Source organism: Micromonospora sp. HB375, from assembly GCF_017872985.1.
Lineage (GTDB): Bacteria > Actinomycetota > Actinomycetes > Mycobacteriales > Micromonosporaceae > Micromonospora > Micromonospora chalcea.
This window is the reverse complement of the sequence record NZ_JAGGJO010000001.1, coordinates 6,059,840-6,078,743: the sequence shown is the minus strand read 5'-3', so window position 1 is coordinate 6,078,743 and position 18,904 is coordinate 6,059,840. Positions and strand designations below refer to the sequence as shown.

Annotated in this window: 22 protein-coding genes and 1 pseudogene; 8 read left to right on the top strand and 15 right to left on the bottom strand. The window is 70.3% G+C overall.

Annotation, left to right across the window (positions count from 1 at the left end; genetic code table 11):
- Positions 1-235 precede the first annotated feature (235 nt).
- Entirely contained in the window at positions 236-700 is a 465-nt protein-coding gene (locus tag J3R08_RS32265; RefSeq protein ID WP_245254817.1) for a hypothetical protein, read from the top strand.
- A gap of 176 nt (positions 701-876) precedes the next feature.
- Here J3R08_RS32265 and J3R08_RS32260 read toward each other — a convergent pair.
- Positions 877-1,581, bottom strand: a pseudogene (locus J3R08_RS32260) (EamA family transporter); the annotation flags it as partial.
- A 158-nt stretch (positions 1,582-1,739) separates the two neighbouring features.
- Between J3R08_RS32260 and J3R08_RS26895 the strand changes: the two are divergent.
- The 4 genes from J3R08_RS26895 to J3R08_RS26880 all read left to right on the top strand — a co-directional run bounded on the left by J3R08_RS26895 (position 1,740) and on the right by J3R08_RS26880 (position 5,036).
- Entirely contained in the window at positions 1,740-2,246 is a 507-nt protein-coding gene (locus J3R08_RS26895) for a MarR family winged helix-turn-helix transcriptional regulator (RefSeq protein WP_043328390.1), read from the top strand.
- Between the two features lie 30 nt (positions 2,247-2,276).
- A complete protein-coding gene (locus J3R08_RS26890) occupies positions 2,277-3,014 on the top strand; it encodes a peptidase E (RefSeq protein ID WP_209963175.1) in 738 nt (245 codons plus the stop codon).
- Between the two features lie 58 nt (positions 3,015-3,072).
- Positions 3,073-4,158, top strand: a complete 1,086-nt coding sequence (gene ychF, locus J3R08_RS26885) for a redox-regulated ATPase YchF (protein WP_043328395.1) — start codon at positions 3,073-3,075, stop codon at positions 4,156-4,158.
- 431 nt (positions 4,159-4,589) lie between these two features.
- Complete coding sequence (locus J3R08_RS26880) at positions 4,590-5,036, top strand: MmpS family transport accessory protein (RefSeq protein WP_158629848.1); 447 nt, start codon at positions 4,590-4,592, stop codon at positions 5,034-5,036.
- A gap of 757 nt (positions 5,037-5,793) precedes the next feature.
- Here the strand turns inward: J3R08_RS26880 and J3R08_RS26875 are convergent.
- Complete coding sequence (locus tag J3R08_RS26875; RefSeq protein ID WP_209963172.1) at positions 5,794-6,303, bottom strand: hypothetical protein; 510 nt, start codon at positions 6,301-6,303, stop codon at positions 5,794-5,796.
- 204 nt (positions 6,304-6,507) lie between these two features.
- On the opposite strand from J3R08_RS26875, the gene J3R08_RS26870 reads away from it, so the two are divergent.
- Together J3R08_RS26870 and J3R08_RS26865 are read left to right on the top strand one after the other, a co-directional pair.
- Entirely contained in the window at positions 6,508-6,753 is a 246-nt protein-coding gene (locus J3R08_RS26870; RefSeq protein ID WP_064447927.1) for a hypothetical protein, read from the top strand.
- 238 nt (positions 6,754-6,991) lie between these two features.
- The gene (locus J3R08_RS26865; RefSeq protein ID WP_209963169.1) at positions 6,992-7,516 is read left to right on the top strand and encodes a hypothetical protein; all 525 of its coding nucleotides are present in this window, start codon (positions 6,992-6,994) and stop codon (positions 7,514-7,516) included.
- A gap of 77 nt (positions 7,517-7,593) precedes the next feature.
- On the opposite strand, the gene J3R08_RS26860 is transcribed toward J3R08_RS26865, so the two are convergent.
- The 10 genes from J3R08_RS26860 to J3R08_RS26815 form a co-directional block, all read right to left on the bottom strand.
- The gene (locus J3R08_RS26860; protein WP_274476773.1) at positions 7,594-8,043 is read right to left on the bottom strand and encodes an NUDIX domain-containing protein; all 450 of its coding nucleotides are present in this window, start codon (positions 8,041-8,043) and stop codon (positions 7,594-7,596) included.
- Positions 8,044-8,049: 6 nt separating this feature from the next.
- Positions 8,050-8,769, bottom strand: a complete 720-nt coding sequence (locus tag J3R08_RS32255; protein WP_209963167.1) for a DinB family protein — start codon at positions 8,767-8,769, stop codon at positions 8,050-8,052.
- Between the two features lie 143 nt (positions 8,770-8,912).
- Positions 8,913-9,608 carry a hypothetical protein gene (locus J3R08_RS26850; protein ID WP_064447924.1) on the bottom strand — a complete coding sequence of 232 codons (696 nt, stop codon included), beginning with the start codon at positions 9,606-9,608 and terminating at the stop codon, positions 8,913-8,915.
- The gene (locus J3R08_RS26845) at positions 9,605-10,483 is read right to left on the bottom strand and encodes an ATP-binding cassette domain-containing protein (protein WP_043328404.1); all 879 of its coding nucleotides are present in this window, start codon (positions 10,481-10,483) and stop codon (positions 9,605-9,607) included. Before J3R08_RS26845 ends, J3R08_RS26850 begins: the two co-directional genes overlap by 4 nt.
- Positions 10,480-10,839, bottom strand: a complete 360-nt coding sequence (locus J3R08_RS26840) for a GntR family transcriptional regulator (RefSeq protein ID WP_043328406.1) — start codon at positions 10,837-10,839, stop codon at positions 10,480-10,482. The genes J3R08_RS26845 and J3R08_RS26840 overlap by 4 nt, the downstream gene beginning before the upstream one ends.
- A 512-nt stretch (positions 10,840-11,351) precedes the next feature.
- Positions 11,352-11,846 (bottom strand): GNAT family N-acetyltransferase, encoded by a 495-nt coding sequence (locus J3R08_RS26835; protein WP_209963165.1) that lies wholly within the window; start codon positions 11,844-11,846, stop codon positions 11,352-11,354.
- An 84-nt stretch (positions 11,847-11,930) separates the two neighbouring features.
- The gene (locus tag J3R08_RS26830) at positions 11,931-12,662 is read right to left on the bottom strand and encodes a class I SAM-dependent methyltransferase (protein WP_209963160.1); all 732 of its coding nucleotides are present in this window, start codon (positions 12,660-12,662) and stop codon (positions 11,931-11,933) included.
- Positions 12,663-12,868: 206 nt separating this feature from the next.
- On the bottom strand, positions 12,869-13,582 hold the full coding sequence (locus J3R08_RS26825) for a vancomycin high temperature exclusion protein (RefSeq protein WP_209963158.1): 714 nt from the start codon (positions 13,580-13,582) through the stop codon (positions 12,869-12,871).
- Between the two features lie 23 nt (positions 13,583-13,605).
- Entirely contained in the window at positions 13,606-13,968 is a 363-nt protein-coding gene (locus J3R08_RS26820) for a PH domain-containing protein (protein WP_018784695.1), read from the bottom strand.
- A gap of 31 nt (positions 13,969-13,999) precedes the next feature.
- Positions 14,000-14,308: a 4a-hydroxytetrahydrobiopterin dehydratase gene (locus J3R08_RS26815; protein ID WP_018784696.1), complete on the bottom strand. Its 309-nt coding sequence runs from the start codon at positions 14,306-14,308 to the stop codon at positions 14,000-14,002.
- A gap of 184 nt (positions 14,309-14,492) precedes the next feature.
- On the opposite strand from J3R08_RS26815, the gene J3R08_RS26810 reads away from it, so the two are divergent.
- Complete coding sequence (locus tag J3R08_RS26810; RefSeq protein ID WP_181373769.1) at positions 14,493-14,936, top strand: (deoxy)nucleoside triphosphate pyrophosphohydrolase; 444 nt, start codon at positions 14,493-14,495, stop codon at positions 14,934-14,936.
- 80 nt (positions 14,937-15,016) lie between these two features.
- Here J3R08_RS26810 and J3R08_RS26805 read toward each other — a convergent pair whose 3' ends face one another.
- The 3 genes from J3R08_RS26805 to J3R08_RS26795 are packed head-to-tail and all read right to left on the bottom strand — an operon-like array spanning position 15,017 to position 18,870.
- Entirely contained in the window at positions 15,017-16,126 is a 1,110-nt protein-coding gene (locus tag J3R08_RS26805; RefSeq protein WP_043328414.1) for a succinate dehydrogenase/fumarate reductase iron-sulfur subunit, read from the bottom strand.
- Positions 16,116-18,038: a fumarate reductase/succinate dehydrogenase flavoprotein subunit gene (locus tag J3R08_RS26800; protein WP_043328415.1), complete on the bottom strand. Its 1,923-nt coding sequence runs from the start codon at positions 18,036-18,038 to the stop codon at positions 16,116-16,118. The genes J3R08_RS26805 and J3R08_RS26800 overlap by 11 nt, the downstream gene beginning before the upstream one ends.
- A 10-nt stretch (positions 18,039-18,048) precedes the next feature.
- Entirely contained in the window at positions 18,049-18,870 is an 822-nt protein-coding gene (locus J3R08_RS26795; protein WP_043328416.1) for a hypothetical protein, read from the bottom strand.
- Between the last annotated feature and the right edge of the window lie 34 nt (positions 18,871-18,904).

Below are 18,904 nucleotides of genomic sequence, written 5' to 3'. Positions count from 1 at the left end.
TCCTGCCCCCCGCCCCGCCGGCGTGGCTGGCGGTATTCGGACATGACGTGTGGCAGTCGCGTCAGCTCGGGGAGGTGGCGGTATCGCCGGTTCCCGGATGCCGCCACCTCGGCGGAATGGTGTGGATCATGCCCGGCGGACCCGAGAAAGTGTCGTAAGTGGTCGGTACGGTCCCGCCACCAACTCAAGAAAAGGTGCGGGGCATGGCGAGCGTGGCCGGGCGGGGTGTCCGCTGATGCGATCGGGGCGGGCACCGTTGGACGCCGCGGTGGTGCAGGGCTTCTACGAGCGGATGAGGTTGGTGGCGCCGGCCGCGTACGGCGCGATCGAGCGCGACCGGGCCGGTGACCCCGGCCGCCCCTTCCCCGACACCGCCTGCGGCCGGCTGGCCGGCTCGCTCGCCCCGGACGGGCTGCGCGCGCTCGGCATGTGGGCGCACCACTGGTGCATGCGCTTCTACGACGACGACACCCGCGTCGGCCTGCGGCTGGTCCGGGAGATCGCCGCCCGGTCCGGCCTGGGCTGGACCGTCGACGAGGTGCGGTGGCTGCTCGACCGGTCGTACGAGGCCGGGCCCGCCGCCGCGCACCGGTTCACGCTGCCGCTGGCCGCCGCGGCGCAACTGCCGGCCGGTGCGCTGCCCGAGGGTGTCGCCGCCGAGGCGTGGCCGGACGACTGGCGCCGGCTGCGGGCCGGCTGACGGCGCCGCCACCAGCCCACCGCTCCGCCGCCCGCCCGAACGCCGACCAGCGCCATCGCCGGGTGGTCTGCGTCGCCACCCAGCCGCGGGCGAGGAGGCCGGTCCGGCATCTGGGCGAGCACCATCGCCGCCACGGCCACCGCGAAACCGGCGAGCTGGACCGGGTCCAGCGCCTCACCGAGCACCGCCCAGCCGAGCGTCGCCGCAGTCAGCGGGCTCAACGCGCCGAGCACCGACACGCGGGACACCGGCAGTCGCGCCGCGCCCCGGAACCACAGCACGTACGCCAGCGCGGTGCCGGCCAGCCCGAGCCACGCGTACCCGAGAAGGGCCGGCCCGTCGGGCACGGGCGGCGCGCCCTCGACGGCGGCGGCGACCGGCACGATCATCAGGCCACCGGCGACGAGCTGCCAGCTCGTCGCTGCCAGGACGCCCACTCCGGGCGGCCGGCCCCAGCGGCGGGTGAGCACCAGCCCGGCGGCCATCGCCACGGCCCCGGCGAGCCCGGCGGCGACGCCGAGCGGGTCGAGGCCGGCGCCGGGGCGCAGCACCACGAGGGCGACGCCGAGCGGGGCGGCCACGGCGGCGACCAGCGCCGGCCGGGTGGGGCGGTCGCGGAGCAGCGCGACCGTCAGCACCACCACCAGCAGCGGCTGGGCGGCGCCGAGCACGGCGGCGGTGCCGCCGGGCAGCCGGTACGCGGCGAGGAAGAGCAGCGGGAAGAACACCCCGATGTTGAGCGCGCCGAGCGCGGCGGCCCGCCCCCACCAGCGGCCGTGTGGTCGCCTTCGGGTCAGCGCGAGCAGCAGCAGACCGGCCGGGAGGGCGCGGATCGCGCCGGCCCAGAGCGGCCGGTCCGGGGGCAGGAGTTCGGCGGTCACCAGGTAGGTGGTGCCCCAGGTGACGGGGGCGGCGGCGGTGAGCGCGACGTCGGTCCAGCGAGAGTTCACAGCAGCTTCCTCAGTTCTAAGTATCTTAGGGCTAAGCTACTCAGGCCCGAGCGAAAAGGGAAGTGGGACGTGGGGCACAATCGGCAGCCGTGACAGGCGACGAGGTGGACGCGATCGTCGAGCAGTGGCGGCGGGAACGACCCGGCATGCGGCCCGAGCCGATGGCCGTGTTCGGCCGCATCTACCGGCTCGCCCGGCTGGTCGGCGACGGCCAGGAGAAGGTGTACGCGGCCTGGGGCATCGGCCGAGGTGAGTTCGACGTGCTCGCCGCGCTGCGCCGCTCCGGTGAGCCGTACACGCTGGCGCCGAAGGCGCTCGCCGCCTCGCTGATGCTCACCTCGGGCGGCATGACCGGGCGGCTCGACCGCCTCGAACGGGCCGGCCTGGTACGGCGCTCGCCGGACCCGGCCGACCGGCGGGCGCTGCGGGTCACACTCACCGACACCGGTCGCCGGGTGGTCGAGGAGTCCGCCGAGGCCGGGCTCGCGGTGCAGCGGCGGATCCTCGACGCGCTGCCCCCGGCCGACCAGGAGCGGCTGGCCGACCTGCTGCGTACGCTGCTCGCCGCGGCCGACACCTCCGGTCCGGCACAATGATCGTCACTGTCATCGGCCGGAAGGACGCCCGTGCCCGCCTCTGAACCGACGATCGTCGCCACCAGCATGGGTTTCGCCAGCCGTCGTCGTGGCCCCTGGGACGCCCGGCCCAGCGCCCTGTTCGACCTGATGGCCGACCTGGCCGGGGCCGGTGACGCGCCGCGCGTCTGCTACCTCGGCCAGGCCACCGGCGACCAGCCGACCGGGTTCACAGTCTTCTACGGCGCCTTCGCCGGCACCCGGTTCCGCGCCTCCCACCTGGCGCTCTATCCGATGCCGAACGTCGAGGACATCCGCGCCCACCTGCTCGCGCAGGACGTCATCTGGGTCGGCGGCGGCAGCGTGGCCAACCTCTGCGCGGTCTGGCGGGTGCACGGTCTGCCGGAGATCCTGCACGAGTGCTGGCAGGCAGGCGTGGTGCTCGGCGGTGTCTCCGCCGGCTCGATCTGCTGGCACACCGGCGGCGCGACCGACAGCTACGGCCCGACGCTGCGGCCCTTCACCGAAGGGCTGGGCTGGCTCCCGTACGGCAACGGCGTGCACTACGACAGCGAGGAACAGCGGCGACCGCTGATGCACCAGCTGGTCGCCGACGGCACGCTCCCGGCCAGCCACTGCACCGACGACGGCGTCGGGCTGATCTATTGGGGCACGCGGCTGGCCGAGGCGGTGGCCGACCGGCCGGGCGTGGCCGCGTACGAGCTGGTCCGCGCCGAGGACGGCACCGCCCGGGAGACCCGGATCGAGCCGAGCCTGCTGTCGGAGTGACAGGCTTCGCGGACCTGCCTGCCCGGCGCGGGCGGCGAACCGCGTAAGCTGGTTCGTCGTGAGTCTCACCATCGGCATCGTCGGCCTGCCCAACGTGGGCAAGAGCACCCTGTTCAACGCGCTGACCAAGAACGACGTGCTCGCCGCGAACTACCCGTTCGCCACCATCGAGCCGAACGTCGGCGTGGTCGGGCTGCCCGACGAGCGGCTGGCCAAGCTGGCCGAGATCTTCTCCTCGCAGAAGGTGCTGCCGGCGCCCGTCTCCTTCGTCGACATCGCCGGCCTGGTCCGCGGCGCGTCCAAGGGGCAGGGCCGGGGCAACGCGTTCCTCGCCAACATCCGCGACGCCTCGGCGATCTGCCAGGTGGTGCGCGCCTTCTCCGACCCGAACGTGGTGCACGTCGACGGCAAGGTCTCCCCGGCCGACGACATCGAGACGATCAACACCGAGCTGATCCTGGCCGACATCCAGACGCTGGAGAAGGCGCTGCCCCGGCTGGAGAAGGAGGCCAAGCTCCGCAAGGACCGGGCCGCCGCCGTCGAGGCAGCCAAGAAGGCGGTCGAGGTCCTCGACAACGGCGTGACCCTGTACGCGGGCGCCGCCGCCGCGAAGGTCGAGCTGGAACACCTGCGTGAGCTGCACCTGCTCACCACCAAGCCGTTCCTCTACGTCTTCAACGTCGACGAGGCCGAGCTGGGCAACGCCGAGTTCCTCGACGAGCTGCGCGGCCTGGTCGCGCCCGCCGAGGCGATCTTCATGGACGCCAAGATCGAGTCCGAGCTGGTCGACCTGCCCGAGGACGAGGCCCGCGAGCTGCTGGAGTCGATCGGGCAGTCCGAGCCCGGCCTGAACCAGCTCGTCCGGGTCGGCTTCCGGACGCTCGGGCTCCAGACGTACCTGACGGCCGGCCCCAAGGAGGCGCGGGCCTGGACCGTCCCGGTCGGCGCGACTGCGCCGGAGGCCGCCGGGGTGATCCACAGCGACTTCCAGCGCGGCTTCATCAAGGCCGAGGTTGTCTCCTACGACGACCTGGTCGAGGCCGGATCGATGGCGGCGGCGAAGGCCGCCGGCAAGGTCCGGATCGAAGGCAAGGAGTACGTGATGCAGGACGGCGACGTGGTGGAGTTCCGCTTCAACGTCTGAGGCGGTGACGTCATCACTTCCGCTTCTCAGGCTGCCCGGCCGCCCACATCGCTGCGACGATGCACAGCAGCAGCAGACAACTGAACCCGCCGCAGAGCAGTGCCCCGACGGCGAAGAGACCTTCCATACGCATGATCGTAGAGTCGGCACAGCGCCACAGCGGCGATGGAGCTCAGGAAGATCAGCTTGGCGTTTCTGGGCCGTTCGGGCCGCCGAGGGCCGACCGGAGATGACCGACGACGACCAGCATTGCCCAGAAAAAGAGCAGGTCAACCGCCACGTAGAGGCGGCTGACCTGGTGGGCGACGGACGAGTCGGCCTGTGCGCACCGCTAGCAGCTGGCCGGCGAGGGAGAGACGCACCGGACGATCAGCCATCACGGCCCTAGTGACGGATGACCAGAACGAGCCTGACATGCGCTAATCTGCCCCGTGATCAACAACCCCACCGATGCCAGCCGTCGTCGCCGGCGTGCCGCCATCCCCATCACTGTGGGCGTCGCACTGTGCCTGGTCGGGCTCGGTGTCTGGCTCACCTTCGCCGTGCGCGGCGAGGATGGGCGTGGCGAGGACGCTCGTGAAATCGAGCTGGAAGTCACCTCAGGGGCCGGCCAGGTAAAGGGCATTGTCTGGCGGTACCCGGATGACGGGAACAAGATCCATGACGTGAGCGACTCTTCTGGCATGATCAAGACGCCCTGGTCACGGCGGATCGACGTCAAGTCTCTGAAGGGGCCGATCATTCTCAACGTCATCCATGACCCGGACTCCACCGGGGCGACCTGCCGGATACTGGTCAACGGCAAGGTGACGGAGGAGCAGAGCGGCGTCTTTCCGCACTGCATGACCACGGTCCAGCGGGCGTTCCCGGCGTCGTGACTTGTCAGCCTGCTTGGTCAGGCATGGCCGGGTCGCGCCCGTTGACCCCGGGGGCGAAGGCCGCACGGGTGAAGCTGGACATACTCGCCCGAGGTGAGACGGGGAGCTTGCAAGCGAGGGATCAGCGCGGGCCGGGGCGCACCGGCTGCGGCGGGTCGACGAGGACCAGCTCCAGGCCGTCGCCAGGCCGCCGGATGTCGATCCAGAGTGGCCAACGACGATCACTGGTGACGACGTCTGCCCGGGTGACAAGGCGTGATGGGCCCGCTAAGCAGGGTTGGCCGGGGCCTCCTTGCCTGTAGCTGGTGAACTGGTGGGGCGCGTCGAAGGTGTACGGGCCAGCGCTCAAGGCGAGACAGGGGTGCAGATCCGGCACCAGTCCCAGCTCACAGCGCGGTTGGCTCGTAGGTCAATGCCTCTTCGATGAAACATGTAGTCGGCGACGTGCGGGCATTGAGGATGGTTCGAGTTCTTTGACCTTTTTGCCTACCTCCTCGTCGGGCGTGTGCAATAGCTCAGCCATGAGCGCCAAGGCGCGCTGTCGAGCCTGCGGGCGAAAGTTCTCACGCCAGCTTCCGCCTCCGTCAAAGGTTGGCAAGCAGCCGGCAGTACTGCGAGGTACCAACACCTCTTGACCTGGACCGCAGGCATGTCGGTGCAGGCCATCGGCGAGCCGGTCCAGGTTCCGCTTCGACGTCTGAATCCGGCCCGCTTTCTCAGGAACCAGGCTGCCGAACGGGCCGCAGGTGACGTCCGACTATGACGTGCCCGACGCGGCGAACCTCTTCACGTCCTGGAGCAGGCAGTCGAGGAAGGTGGCCAGGTCCGGGGCGGCCACGTCGAAGCGCGGGTCCTCCGAGGTGTAGACGCCGTCGAGGACGAGGTCGGGAGGGAGTCGGTAGACGGGCGACCCGTCCGGCATCGCCAGCGCGTACTGCGTGCCGCCGCCGTCGCTGGCGAACACGACGACATCGGCGTCGTGGCGGCCACGTACGCGCCAGAGGTGCCGTGCCTCGTGAACGTGGACCACGTGGGAGGCGCTGTGCAGGAAGAACCCGTTGTCGATGTCGGCCAGGTCGACGGCGTCAACCACCGCGTACAGGTCGGCAAGTGCAGCGGGGATGGCGGGACGGGCAGCGGCGATCAGCGCGGCAGAGGTCGTCGAGGGCTCACTGACGGCGTTCTCACCGGGCGGGTATCCGTAGCGGTCCTCGAAGTCGAGCACCGCGGAAGCGACAGCATTCCGCAGATCCTCTCGCCAGGTCACCAGGTCTCGTTGCATCACGGCAGGACACTGCCACCGTGGACCAGAACTGACCAGGAGCGCTGGGAGCGGGACGACCGTCCGACCTGTCAGACGTCCGTACGCCGGATTTCGGGTCTTTGATCTCTGGGCCGGCACTGCGACGATGCAGGCCGTCGGAGGCGGCCGTGTGCGGACGTCTCGTGTCTCACCGACCGAGGAGCCGATGTGCGTCTGCCCCGTGAGCCCCACCCGGTTGACCGGCCGGGCCTGCTCATCTCCATGATCGTCTGTGGTGGCCTCGGGACTCTTGCGGCGAGCGGATGGAACGGCGACGCAGGGCGGTTCCAGCCGATCGCGGCGGTGCTCGCCGTGGTGCTGTTCGCGTGCTTCCTGATCTTGTTCGCGGTGTTCTGGGTCGGCTGGCTGATGCGTGGGCACGAGTTGTGGCGCGAGGCGCGACGTGAGCGCTGACCAGGACCGTCACCGGCATGACCGCCCGGTGGCTCGAACATGCGGTGCACGAGCTTCCGGGCGGGGTGCTGTGGGGCGCCGACGGCGCGACACCCACTACCTGAGCCGCCGCCGTCATTTCGTGGACCACGCGACGTACATCAGGGACCGTCGCGGGCCGATGCGGGTCTCGTCGTCGCCGCCGCCGGACTGGCTACGACGTCGCTGACCACCGCCGGGCCCGTGCAACGATGTGGGCGTGTCGGGCACGGCGGTGGACAGGCTGGCGGCGCTGGTCGGCTGGAACGGCAGGTCCTCCCACCGCCCGGACTGGTCGTCGTTGCACGCCGCGTTCGGCCACCGGTTTCCCACGGACTTCCAGCAGTACGTGGAGCGGTTCCCTCCGGGCGCCGTCGACTTCGTCCAGGTGTTCCACCCGTACGAACGGGACTACCAGGGGGATCCGGCCGTCTATGTCGAGCAGCTTCTGGCGCGCACCGATCCGGCCAACGACATCGAGGACTGGTACCGGTTCGGCAATGCGCCGGGGGAGCTGTTCTCCTGGGGCACGGTGAACGGCGAGTTCGAGCTCTGCTGGGAGCTGACCAGTGGGTCGCCCGACACCTGGACGTGCGTGGTGGCCGACATCCGCTGTCAGACCGGGGAACGTCATCCCGGCGGCATGGTGGACCTGCTGCTGGACGTCCTGGGTGGCACCGGAAGGGTCAGCTCCCTGGACTATCTCCGTGAGATCCTGCCGTCCGCCTTCGAGCCGTACCTGTAGTCGCGTGCCCACCCAGGCGACGACGCTTTTTTCAACGTCTGGTCCCAGCCTCGTGCCGAGAGACGTGTCCGTCGTGGTCAGGCGCGACGCTCGGCAAGGACCCTGCGGAACAGGGCGGGGTAGTCGGCATGAGCCAGCGGTAGCGCTCCGAGCGCGTCCGCGGTGAACCAGCCGACGGCTTCGTGTTCCTCCGGCGCCAGGTTGGCCGGAGACCCGCTCCACGCTTCGATCAGCCAAATCCGCATGTCGAACGTGTCGGCGTGAACCTCGTGCACGGGCGGACCCGCCGGCACCGCCACGTCGACGCCCAGTTCCTCTCGAAGCTCACGGGCAAGTGCGACACGGGGCGGTTCCCTGGGCTCGACGTGCCCGCCGGGCAGGTCCCAGACGTCGGGCAGCACACGACGCAGGGGAGAGCGGTGGCACAGGAGTATCCGGTTGCCGTCGCACAGCAACCCGGTGACGATGCGCGCCTTGGGAGATCCGTCCGCCGAGGCCTCCGATGCGGGGCCGGTCCACGTGGACACCGGACGCTACGCCTGCGCGTCCAGGTCGCGCACTGCGAAGCGGAGGTGTTCCCACTCCTCGTCGAAGATGACGTGAAGGCAGTGCAGGACCGGCTTCTCGTGTTCGGGTGACCACGCTGACGGCCGAGGCTCGGCGAGCAGCTCCGGAGTGACGCCCGTGAGGAAGTCCCGCACCATGGCCTGCCGCTCGGCGCGCAGATCGAGCACCTGGGCGAGACTCGGCCGCGCCGCGGGGAAGATCGACATGTCGAGTCCGTCCGTCTCGTACTCGGCGTGCGGCTGCCCGAGCGGATGGAAGGGCTGCGGCAGGCGCAGGATCGCCTTGCCGAGCCAGGCGTCGGTGGCGAACGCGAGGTGGCGCAGGGTCTGCGCGAACGACCACTCGCCGTCGATCGAGATGTCGGCGGCACCCTCGGGCATGGACACGACCCGGTCGACCGCGGCCGCCCAGGCTCGTTCGAGCGCCGCCCACGCCGCGCGCAGGCCGTCGGGATCCTCGGCACGCCTCAGCTCGCGCCCGGGGAACCGCCGGTTGAGTTCGGCCTCGACGAGCGGCACGACGTCGACACCGTTGACCAGCAGCGCGCCGTCGGTGAGCCACGGCGCGTCGATGTCGAGCCCGCGCACGTCGACGCCGCGCATCACCGCGCCGGCAAGCGTCGACCTGGTGAAGCGCGCGCCTTGCAGGTCCCGGTCCACGAACGTCGTGAGGTCGCTCTGGTCCACGGCGCACCCCTCTCGTCGGCGATCGCGGCAATGCTAGCGAGCAGGTCCGACAACAGCTGTCGATGCGACCGAACCGGGGAGCTGCGGGTGGCGGCCGACGACCCGCATCGCGCGGATCGTCGGCCGACCATCCGTGCCCGCCGTCAGGCGTTGGCCCGGCGGATGGCCGCCATACCCCCGAGGGCGGCCACCGCGGCGATCAGCGCGGGCCACCCCACCAGCAGGCTGACCTGGTGCTGGCTGCTCAGCCACTGCCAGATGTCACCGAACCATCCCTGCCAGGTGATCAACGCGACGAGCAGGCCGGTCACCAGGATCAGGGCCGCGCCGGCCCCGAACAGGCCGTTCATGCCGAACCGGACGTACCAGACGGCGACGAAGACGGAGACGAAGTTCAGGAACAGGAACGGCACCGCGTAGACGGCGATCTGCAACAGCCCGTTGTCGACGTCGACGTACGGGATTCGGAAGAACCGCAGCTGGATCCCGAAGCCGCCGGTGGCGCCCTCGATCAGGTTGAGCAGGTAGAGCAGGACGCCGTAGACGACCGCCTGCACCACGTTGACGAGCACCGTGGCGAGGTAGAAGGTGCGCCGGGTGACGCCCATGCCGAGCGCGAACGGGAACACCTGGCTGATCGAGGTGGCGGCGACGATCGAGCAGACGATGTAGATACTGACCAGACCGCCCGTGGTGTTCTTGCCCGGCGCGGCCTCGTCGATCGAGGCGAAGATCAGCAGGTTGACGCCGAGCGAGATGGCCATGATGCCCCATGGCCAGGCCAACTGGCTGACCCAGGCGATGGTGTGCATCCGGGCGACGTCGAGGATACGAGTCATCGCGCGTTCGTCCTTTCCGTCGTCAGGCGCACCACGGCCTGTTGGAGCGACACCGGCGCCAGGTCGATGCCGAGCTTCTTGGCGCGCGTCCGTTCGGCGTCGTCGAACGACCCGCGCAGCGACGCGCGGACCGCGCCGCCGAGTTGCTCACGATGCAGCGCCTGGTGCGCGGCGGCGAACTCGTCCACCGCAGCGGCCGGGCCGGACGCCTCCACCACCTCGCCGCGCAGCTCGTCGCTGGGCGCGTCGAGCAGCAGCTTTCCGCGGTCGAGCAGCAGTACGTGCTCGATCAGGTCGGCCACCTCGTCGATGAGGTGTGTGGAGAGCACGACGGTGCGCGGATTCTCGGCGTAGTCGGCGAGCAGCCGGTCGTAGAAGAGTTGCCGGGCGACCGCGTCGAGACCGAGGTACGGCTCGTCGAAGAAGGTCAGCGGCGCGCGTGCGGCCAGGCCGATCGTCACGCCCAGCGCGGACAGCATGCCGCGGGACAGTTTGCGTACCTTGCGCTTGCGCGGCAGGTCGAAGTCGTCCACCAGGGACTGCGCGAAGTCCTCGTCCCAGTTGGGGAACAGCCGCTTGGCCAGGCTCAGCACGTGCCGGACCTGGTACGCGGTCGGGTACGTCTGACTCTCCTTGATGAAGACCACCCGCGACAGCACCCGCTCGTTCTCGTACGGCCGCTCACCGAAGAGCATGAGGTCGCCGCTGGTGCCGCTGTTCTGGCCGGTGATCAGCTGCATCAGCGTCGTCTTGCCGGCGCCGTTGCGGCCGAGAAGCCCATAGATCTTGTCGCCCGTCAACGTGAAGGTGACGTCATCGAGAGCGGTCACCTCGCCGAACCGCTTCGTGAGCCCGGCTGCCGCCACGACGCTCATCGCTGTTCCTCCCCTGTGTCGATGAGCTTCTTCAGCTCCTCGGTGCCGATGCCCAACTTGCGTGCCTCCTCGATGAGGGGCCGCACGTACTGGTCGGAGAACTCGCGCCGGCGGCGTTCCCGGAGTGTTTCGACGGCGCCCGTTGCCACGAACATTCCGATCCCCCTGCGCTTGTAGAGAAGCCCGTCATCGACCAGGCGGTTGATCCCCTTGGCGGCGGTCGCCGGGTTGATCCGGTGGAACGCCGCAAGCTCGTTCGTCGACGGCACCTGGGTCTCCTCCGCGTACGTCCCGTCGATGATCGAGTTTTCGATCATCTCCGCGATCTGGACGAAGATCGGCCGGCCGTCATCCATCCTGGTTCTTTGGTTCATTACTCATGTAACTAACCTTGGCGCTCGCGGGCCGGGGCGTCAAGTCTTCTTCGGTACGCGTGGCCGATTACGGCTCGATCGAGTTCGCGCCGTGACACTGACGATCGACGAGAGCACCCGCCAGGTACGGCAGTCCGTCTGCGGCTGTTGCGACACCGCCGCGGAGCGGACCTGGGCCGACATCCATGCCGACGACGCGTCACCTTCGGCTGCCGGGTCGGGCCGGTGGCCGGCTCGCCGGGGCCGGCCGCGACGCTCGTCAACGGCGGTGAGGTCGCGGGGGACAGCCCGATCTTCGGCCGCAAGCTCCCCGAGTTCCGGCAGATGGTTGACCTGATCCTGGAGCGTGTCCTGCCGCGACCTCACCCGGTGATCAAGGGGTTTACGTCTCCCGGACCGCGCCGACCGGACACAAACTCCTTGATCACCGGGCGGGCCGGGGCGGGCCCGGGCCGGGGCGGGCGGGGCGGGCGGGGCGGGCGGGGCGGGGAGCGTCAGGTGACGTGCGGGCTGCGGCGTTCGATCAGGGTCACATCGCGCCAGGTGCCGTAGTGGCGGCCCACCCGCTCGCGGGTGCCGACGACGCGGAAGCCGCACGTCGCGTGCAGCGCGAGACTCGCCGTGTTCTCCGGGAACACGCCGGACTGGATGGTCCAGATCCCGGCCGCCTCGGTCGAGGCGATCAGCGCCTCCAGCAGCGCCCGGCCGACCCCGCGCCCGCGCCCCCGCGGGTGCACGTAGACGGAGTGCTCGACCACACCGGCGTAGACGCAGCGGTCGGAGACAGCGGAGCAGGCCACCCAGCCGAGCACGTCGCCTGCCTCGTCGAGCGCCACCCAGCGGTGACCGGGCAGGCGGGTGGCGGTGAACCGCGCCCAGTCCGGCGGCTCGGTCTCGAACGTGGCGTTGCCCTCGGCGATGCCCAGACGGTAGATCTCCAGTACGGCGTCGGCGTGCGAGTCGTCCATCGCGACGACGGTGACAGTCATCGGTTCCCCCTGTCCGGACCGGCGGTCGTCAGCGTAGTCGCGCGTCGAGGGGCCGGTACGACGCCCGGCCCCTCGACGTGAGCGCTACCGCCGCCGGTAGACGGAGATGTGCGAGCGGCTGCCCGCGTCGAACGGCGACCGGTCCCAGTCGGCGTACCGCTCGGTGAGCCGCAGCCCGGCCCGCTTCGCCAGCTCGTCGACCTGCTCCGGCCAGGCGTAGCGCATGGCGAACGGCTTCAGGTGCACGCCGGAGGCGTCGAACGTGACGGTCTGCCGCACGAACGTCTGCGCCGCGCGGTCGTACCGGTGCACGCGGATGGTGGCCGAGTCCTCGGTCACCTCCCGCACCTGGACCTGCTCGTCCCGGTCGAAGTCCGCCGGGTCGGGCACGAACGTCTCGATGACGAACGCCCCGCCGGGCGCGAGCACCCGGGCGACGTTGCGGAAGCACGCCGCCTGGCGTTCCTCGGAGACCAGGTTGAACAGCGTGTTGAACACCAGGAAGACCAGATGGTACGGCCCGGCGACCGGGACGTCCGCCATGTCGCCGATGGTGACGGGCAGGTCCGCGCCGCCCGGCTTGGCGCGCAGGTGCGCGACCATCTCCGGGGACGCCTCGACGCCCTCCACGGTCAGACCGCGGGCGGCCAGCGGCAGGGCCACCCGGCCGGTGCCGACCGCCAGTTCGAGCACCGGGCCGCCCTCGGCCAGCGGTGCGAGGAAGTCGACGGCCGGGGCCGGATCGGGATTGCCGGGGCCGTCGTAGGTGTCGGCCCAGAGCCGGCCGAACAAGCCGGGATCGTCGAAGACGGACATCACACGCCCTCCCGCCGGGCGGAAGGGACAGGACGCGGCGCGAGGTCAGCGACCTCCGCCGGAATGGGGTACGGAAACACGAAGCCTCGTTTCGGCAAGGGTGACGACGGGTCGGTTGGGCTTCGCAGCGTGTGGCATGGCGGTGCTCCCTCCGGTCGGCTTCGAGGGGTCCAGCAGACCAGCAGCCGACCGGGGCGACAACCGGATTACGCCCGCAGCGCGTCGTCCACACCGGTCTCCCGGCGGCCGAGGTGCACCGGGTCACGCCCGCTGAGCACGTCCACGGCGGCCTTGACGCAGGCGGCGTGCTCCCGGGTGGAGCTGATCCGCCACTGACCGGCGTACCGGCGGGCGGTGTCGTCGCCGACGCCGACGGTGTCGATGCCGGCGTCCCGGCAGAGCGCCACCGCGCGCGGCAGGTGGAACGACTGGGTGACCACAGTGGCCCGCCGGACCCCGAAGACGCGATGCGCGCGCACGCACGAGTCGTACGTGTCGAAGCCGGCATGGTCCAGCACCGTCTTCTCCGCCGGGACGCCCCGCTCGACGAGCCAGCGCCGCATCGCGTCCGGCTCGTCGTAGTCCCAGTCCATGTGGTCGCCGGAGAGCAGAAGCACCTTGACCTTGCCGGCGGCGTACAACTGGCGGGCGATCTCCAGCCGGCCGGCGAGGAACGGCGCCGGGGTGCCGTCCGGGTCCACCTTGGTGCCCAGCACCAGCGCGACCGGCGTCTCGGGCACGTCCGCGGCGCCGAACAGGCGGCCCTCGGCGGCGCCGCGGACCCAGGTCACGCTGGCGGTCGTGGCGGCGCCCAGCAGCACCACGGCGGCCGTGGCGAGCAGCAGGAGCCGGCGGACCAGGCGTACGGCCCGGCGGCGGTCGCCCCGCCAGGCCCGCCAGCGCGCCGTCAGCCCTCGCATGGCGGCGATTGTGCCAGTGCGGGTCAGGAGATGTGGTGCAGGATCACGTTGTGCACGTGGTGGCTCTTCTCCGCACCCCGGAACTCGACCTCGTAGGTGTGCGTGCCGACGTGCACGGCGATCGACCCGGTGGAGAAGAACGAGCCACCCCAGGACTTGTTGCTCACCACGCTCACGCTGGTGATCTTCGAGTACGGGATGCTGGTGATGGCGTACCGCTTGCCGACGAAGGAGCGGTCCTGGATGATCACCCGCCGGTCGGTCAGGCCGATGAAGCCGGTGCCGGTGCCCACCGCGTCGTAGACGGCGATGATCTGCTCACCGGGCAGCAGCCCGCTCTGGATCTGCTGGAACTGTTCCTTGCGGTCGTACGTGGGGCCAGACATGCATCTGAGGGTAGGCGGGGCGCGCCAGCGCTCAGGGCTCGGTGACCGCGCGGACCGCGTCCTCGATGCGCGCCGCGAGCAGCACCTCACCCTCGGTGAGTGGCTCGCCGTCGCCGTGGCCCAGCCGGATCTGGGTACGATCGGCCCGGCGGCTGATCTCCGGCCGCAGCCGCAGCGCGTCGGCGACCACCGCCACCCGTTCGGTGAGCGCGGCGTGCTGGGTGTCGTCGAGGACGATCGTGCGGCGGATCTGTTCGCCCTCGCGCGTCCATCCCGACAGCAGGGCCAGTGCGTCGCTGAGGTAGTCGTGCTTCGCACGGCCGCTGAACAGCACGCGCATCACCGCACCTCCCAGGCGTCGTTGCCGGCTTGTGGCCAAATCGTCGCCATCCCGTGTCCCAGTCGACGCTCTCTAGTCTCTCGCCACTCAGATGGTGTGTCCACGCCCACACTTCCGTGTTCTGCTGACCTGACGGCCGACGCAGCTACCCAAACCGCCGATTGATCTGGCACGCTGGTGGCCCGTGCGGACCGAACGGATTAGCGGGGGCGGACACGCCGACCGGCGGGAGCCGAGGGTGGTCGTCGGGGCCGCGATCATCGAGGGCGGCCGGGTGCTGGCGTGCGAGCGCTCCGCGCCCCCCGAGGTGGCGGGCCGGTGGGAGTTCCCCGGCGGGAAGGTCGAGCCGGGTGAGGCCGAGACCGACGCGCTGGCCCGCGAGTGCGCCGAGGAGCTGGGCGTACGGGTGGCTGTCGGCGCCCGCGTCGGCCGTGACGTACGGATGGCGCACGGCCGGTCCGTGCTGCGCGTCTACGCCGCCCGCCTGCTGCACGGCGACCAGCCGAAGGCCCTGGAGCACGCGGAGCTGCGCTGGCTCTCCGCCGCCGAGCTGGACAGCGTCGACTGGCTTCCGGCCGACGTGCCGATCGTGGCCGCGTTGCGTCCGCTGCTCGCCGCGTCCGACTGAGGCTCCGGACCGGACAGGCGGGCCGAAACGGGACGGGGGCCGGCGGCGTGTGCCGCTGGCCCCCGTCGTCGTGCTGTCGTTCAGTGCTTCGGCTCGTCCTGCTGCGGGTGGGCGAAGTTGAGGTGCTCCGGGGGCAGCGGGAACGTCACGTCGTCGCCGAACGGCGACGGCGCGGCGGCCCGGTTGAACGTCAGTTCGGTCAGCGGCAGCTTGCCGTTGGCGTCCACCGCCGGGGCGGTCGGGTGCGGCACCTCGCGGTGCCAGTTGACGCCCTGCTGGGCCTGACGCTCGGCGGCGCTGTCGTGCGAGCCGCCCGCGTGCGAGTGCACCCCGCCGTGCGAGTGCGTTCCGCCGGAGTGCGCGTGCGCCCCGCCGTGCGCCCCTCCGGACGTGACGGCACCGCTGGAATGCCCGCTGGTCGCGCTGGTCTGAGGCACCTGACCCCTCCGGAAGATCTTGTTACCGAGCCATACAAGGGGATCGTACCTGCGGTCGACGACCCGTTCCTTCATGGGGATGATCCCGTTGTCGGTGATCTTGATGTGCTCGGGGCAGACCTCGGTGCAGCACTTGGTGATGTTGCAGAAGCCGAGTCCCATGTCGGACTGCGCGTACTCCCGGCGGTCGGTACGCGCGTCCAGCGGGTGCATGTCCAGCTCGGCCGCCCGGATGAAGAACCGGGGGCCGGAGAACGCCGGCTTGTTCTCCTCGTGGTCCCGGATCACGTGGCAGACGTTCTGGCACAGGAAGCACTCGATGCACTTGCGGAACTCCTGCGAGCGCTCCACGTCGACCTGCTGCATCCGGTAGTCGCCGGGCGCCACGTCGGCCGGCGGCGCGAACGCCGGGGTCTCCCGGGCCTTCTCGTAGTTGAACGAGACGTCGGTGACCAGGTCCCGGATCACCGGGAACGTGCGCAGCGGGGTGACCGTGACGGTCTCGGACTCCTCGAACGTCGACATCCGCGTCATGCAGCCCAGCCGCGGCTTGCCGTTGATCTCCATGGAGCAGGAGCCGCACTTGCCGGCCTTGCAGTTCCACCGGCACGCCAGGTCCGGCGCCTCGGTGGCCTGCAGCCGGTGGATCACGTCGAGGACCACCTCGCCCTCGTTCACCTCGACCGTGTAGTCCTTCAGGTCGCCGCCGGTCTCGTCGCCCCGCCAGATGCGGAACTGGCGCTTACTTCCCATCAGTGTTCGCCTCCTCGGTGAGGGCGTCGAACTCGGCGAGTTCCTCGTCGGTCAGGTACTTGGCCAGCTCGGCCCGGTCGAACAGCCCGATCAGCTCCGGCCGCATCTTCGGCAGCGGCTTGTGGGTCAGCCGGACCGCGTCCCCGTCCAGCGAGCAGACCAGGTTGACCCGCCGCCACTTCGGGTCCATCGCCGGGTAGTCCTCCCGGGTGTGCCCGCCGCGCGACTCCTGCCGCTCCAGCGCCGCCATCGCGGTGCACTCCGAGACCACGAGCATGTTGCGCAGGTCCAGCGCCAGGTGCCAGCCCGGGTTGTAGCGCCGGCCGCCGACCGCGCTCACCTTCGCCACCCGCTCCCGCAGCTCGGCCAGCCGGCGCATGGCGTCCGCGAGCTCGCCCTCGCGCCGGATGATGCCGACCAGGTCGCCCATAACCGCCTGGAGGTCCTGCTGGAGCTGGTACGGGCTCTCGCCGGTGTCGCGCTGCAACGGCGCCAGCGCCGTCTCCACGGCGGCCTCCACCGCCGCCACCGACACCGCCGGGCGGCTGGTGAGCTGATCGGTGTACGTGGCCGCGTGCCCGCCCGCGCGCTTGCCGAAGACCAGCAGGTCGGACAGGGAGTTGCCGCCGAGCCGGTTGGAGCCGTGCATGCCGCCGGACACCTCACCGGCGGCGTAGAGCCCGCGCACCGTGCCGTACGCCGCGCCGGAGTCCGGGTCGACCTCGACGCCGCCCATCACGTAGTGACAGGTCGGGCCGACCTCCATCGGCTCCTTGGTGATGTCGACGTCGGCCAGCTCCTTGAACTGGTGGTACATCGACGGGAGGCGGCGGCGGATCTCCTCGGCCGACTTGCGGGAGGCGATGTCCAGGTAGACGCCGCCGGCCGGCGTACCCCGGCCCTCCTTGACCTCGCTGTTGATCGCGCGGGCGACCTCGTCACGGGGCAGCAGCTCCGGCGGACGCCGGTTGTTGTCCGGGTCGGTGTACCAGCGGTCCGCCTCCTCCTCGGTCTCCGCGTACTGCTTGCGGAACACGTCCGGGACGTAGTCGAACATGAACCGCTTGCCCTCGGAGTTCTTCAGCACCCCGCCGTCGCCGCGCACCGACTCGGTGACCAGGATGCCCTTCACCGAGGGCGGCCAGACCATGCCGGTCGGGTGGAACTGGAGGAACTCCATGTTGATCAGCGTCGCCCCGGCGCGCAGCGCCAGCGCGTGGCCGTCCCCGGTGTACTCCCAGGAGTTCGAGGTGACCTTGTAGGACCGTCCGACGCCGCCGGTGGCGAGCACCACGGCGGGCGCCTCGAAGAGGATGAACTCGCCGGACTCGCGGTAGTAGCCGAACGCGCCGGCGACGCGGTCGCCGTCGAGCAGCAGCTCGGTGATCGTGGTCTCGGAGAAGACCCGGATCCGCGCGTCGTAGCTGCCGAACTCCTGCTTGTCCTCCTGCTGGAGCGAGACGATCTTCTGCTGAAGCGTACGGATCAGCTCCAGGCCGGTCCGGTCGCCGACGTGCGCCAGGCGCGGGTACTCGTGGCCGCCGAAGTTGCGCTGCGAGATCTTCCCGTCCTTGGTGCGGTCGAACAGCGCGCCGTACGTCTCCAGCTCCCAGATCCGCTGCGGCGCCTCCTTGGCGTGCAGCTCGGCCATCCGGAAGTTGTTCAGGAACTTGCCGCCGCGCATGGTGTCCCGGAAGTGCACCTGCCAGTTGTCCCGCGAGTTCACGTTGCCCATCGCGGCGGCGGCGCCGCCCTCGGCCATCACCGTGTGCGCCTTGCCGAACAGCGACTTCGAGATGATCGCGGTCTTCTTGCCGGCCAACCGGGCCTCGATCGCCGCGCGCAGGCCGGCGCCGCCGGCCCCGATCACGACGACGTCGTAGTGGTGTCGTTCGATTCGCGTCTCAGTCATGTCCAGGCTCTCAGTTGATGAACCGCAGGTCGTTGATCCAGCCGGCGGCGACCGCCATCACGTAGAAGTCGGTGAGCGCCAGGGTGCCCAGGGTGATCCAGGCGAGCTGCATGTGCCGGACGTTCAACCAGGACACCCCGGTCCACGCCTTGTAGCGCATCGGGTGCTTGGAGAAGTGCTTGAGCCGCCCGCCGATGATGTGGCGGCAGGAGTGGCAGGAGATCGTGTACGCCCACAGCATCACCACGTTGCCGACCAGGATGATGTTGCCCAGGCCGAAGCCGAAGCCGTCGGGGGAGTGGAAGGCCAGGATCGCGTCCCAGGTGTTGATCAGCGAGATGATCGCGGCGGCGTAGAAGAAGTAGCGGTGCAGGTTCTGCCCGAGCAGCGGGAACCGCGTCTCACCGCTGTACGACTGGTGACCGTCCGGCACCGCGCAGGCCGGCGGCGACAGCCAGAACGACCGGTAGTACGCCTTGCGGTAGTAGTAGCAGGTCAGCCGGAACAGCAGCAGGAACGGCAGGGTGAGCGCCGCGTCCGGGATGATCCACCAGCCGGGCAGGAACTGGCCGAAGTGCGAGGAGCCCTCGACACAGCGGTCGGTGACGCAGGGGGAGTAGAACGGTGTCAGGTAGTGGTACTGCTCCACCCAGTACCACTTGTGCATGAAGACCCGGACCGTCGCGTAGATGACCCACGCGCTGAGCCCGACCACGGTGATCAGCGGAGCGAACCACCACCGGTCGGTCCGCAACGTCTTCGCCGCGATGGCGGCGCGCGCCCGCCCTCCCCGCGGCTGCGATCTCGGCGTCTTGGCCGACGTAGTTGTCATTCGAGTCATCTCCCTGACGTCACTGTCACGTCTT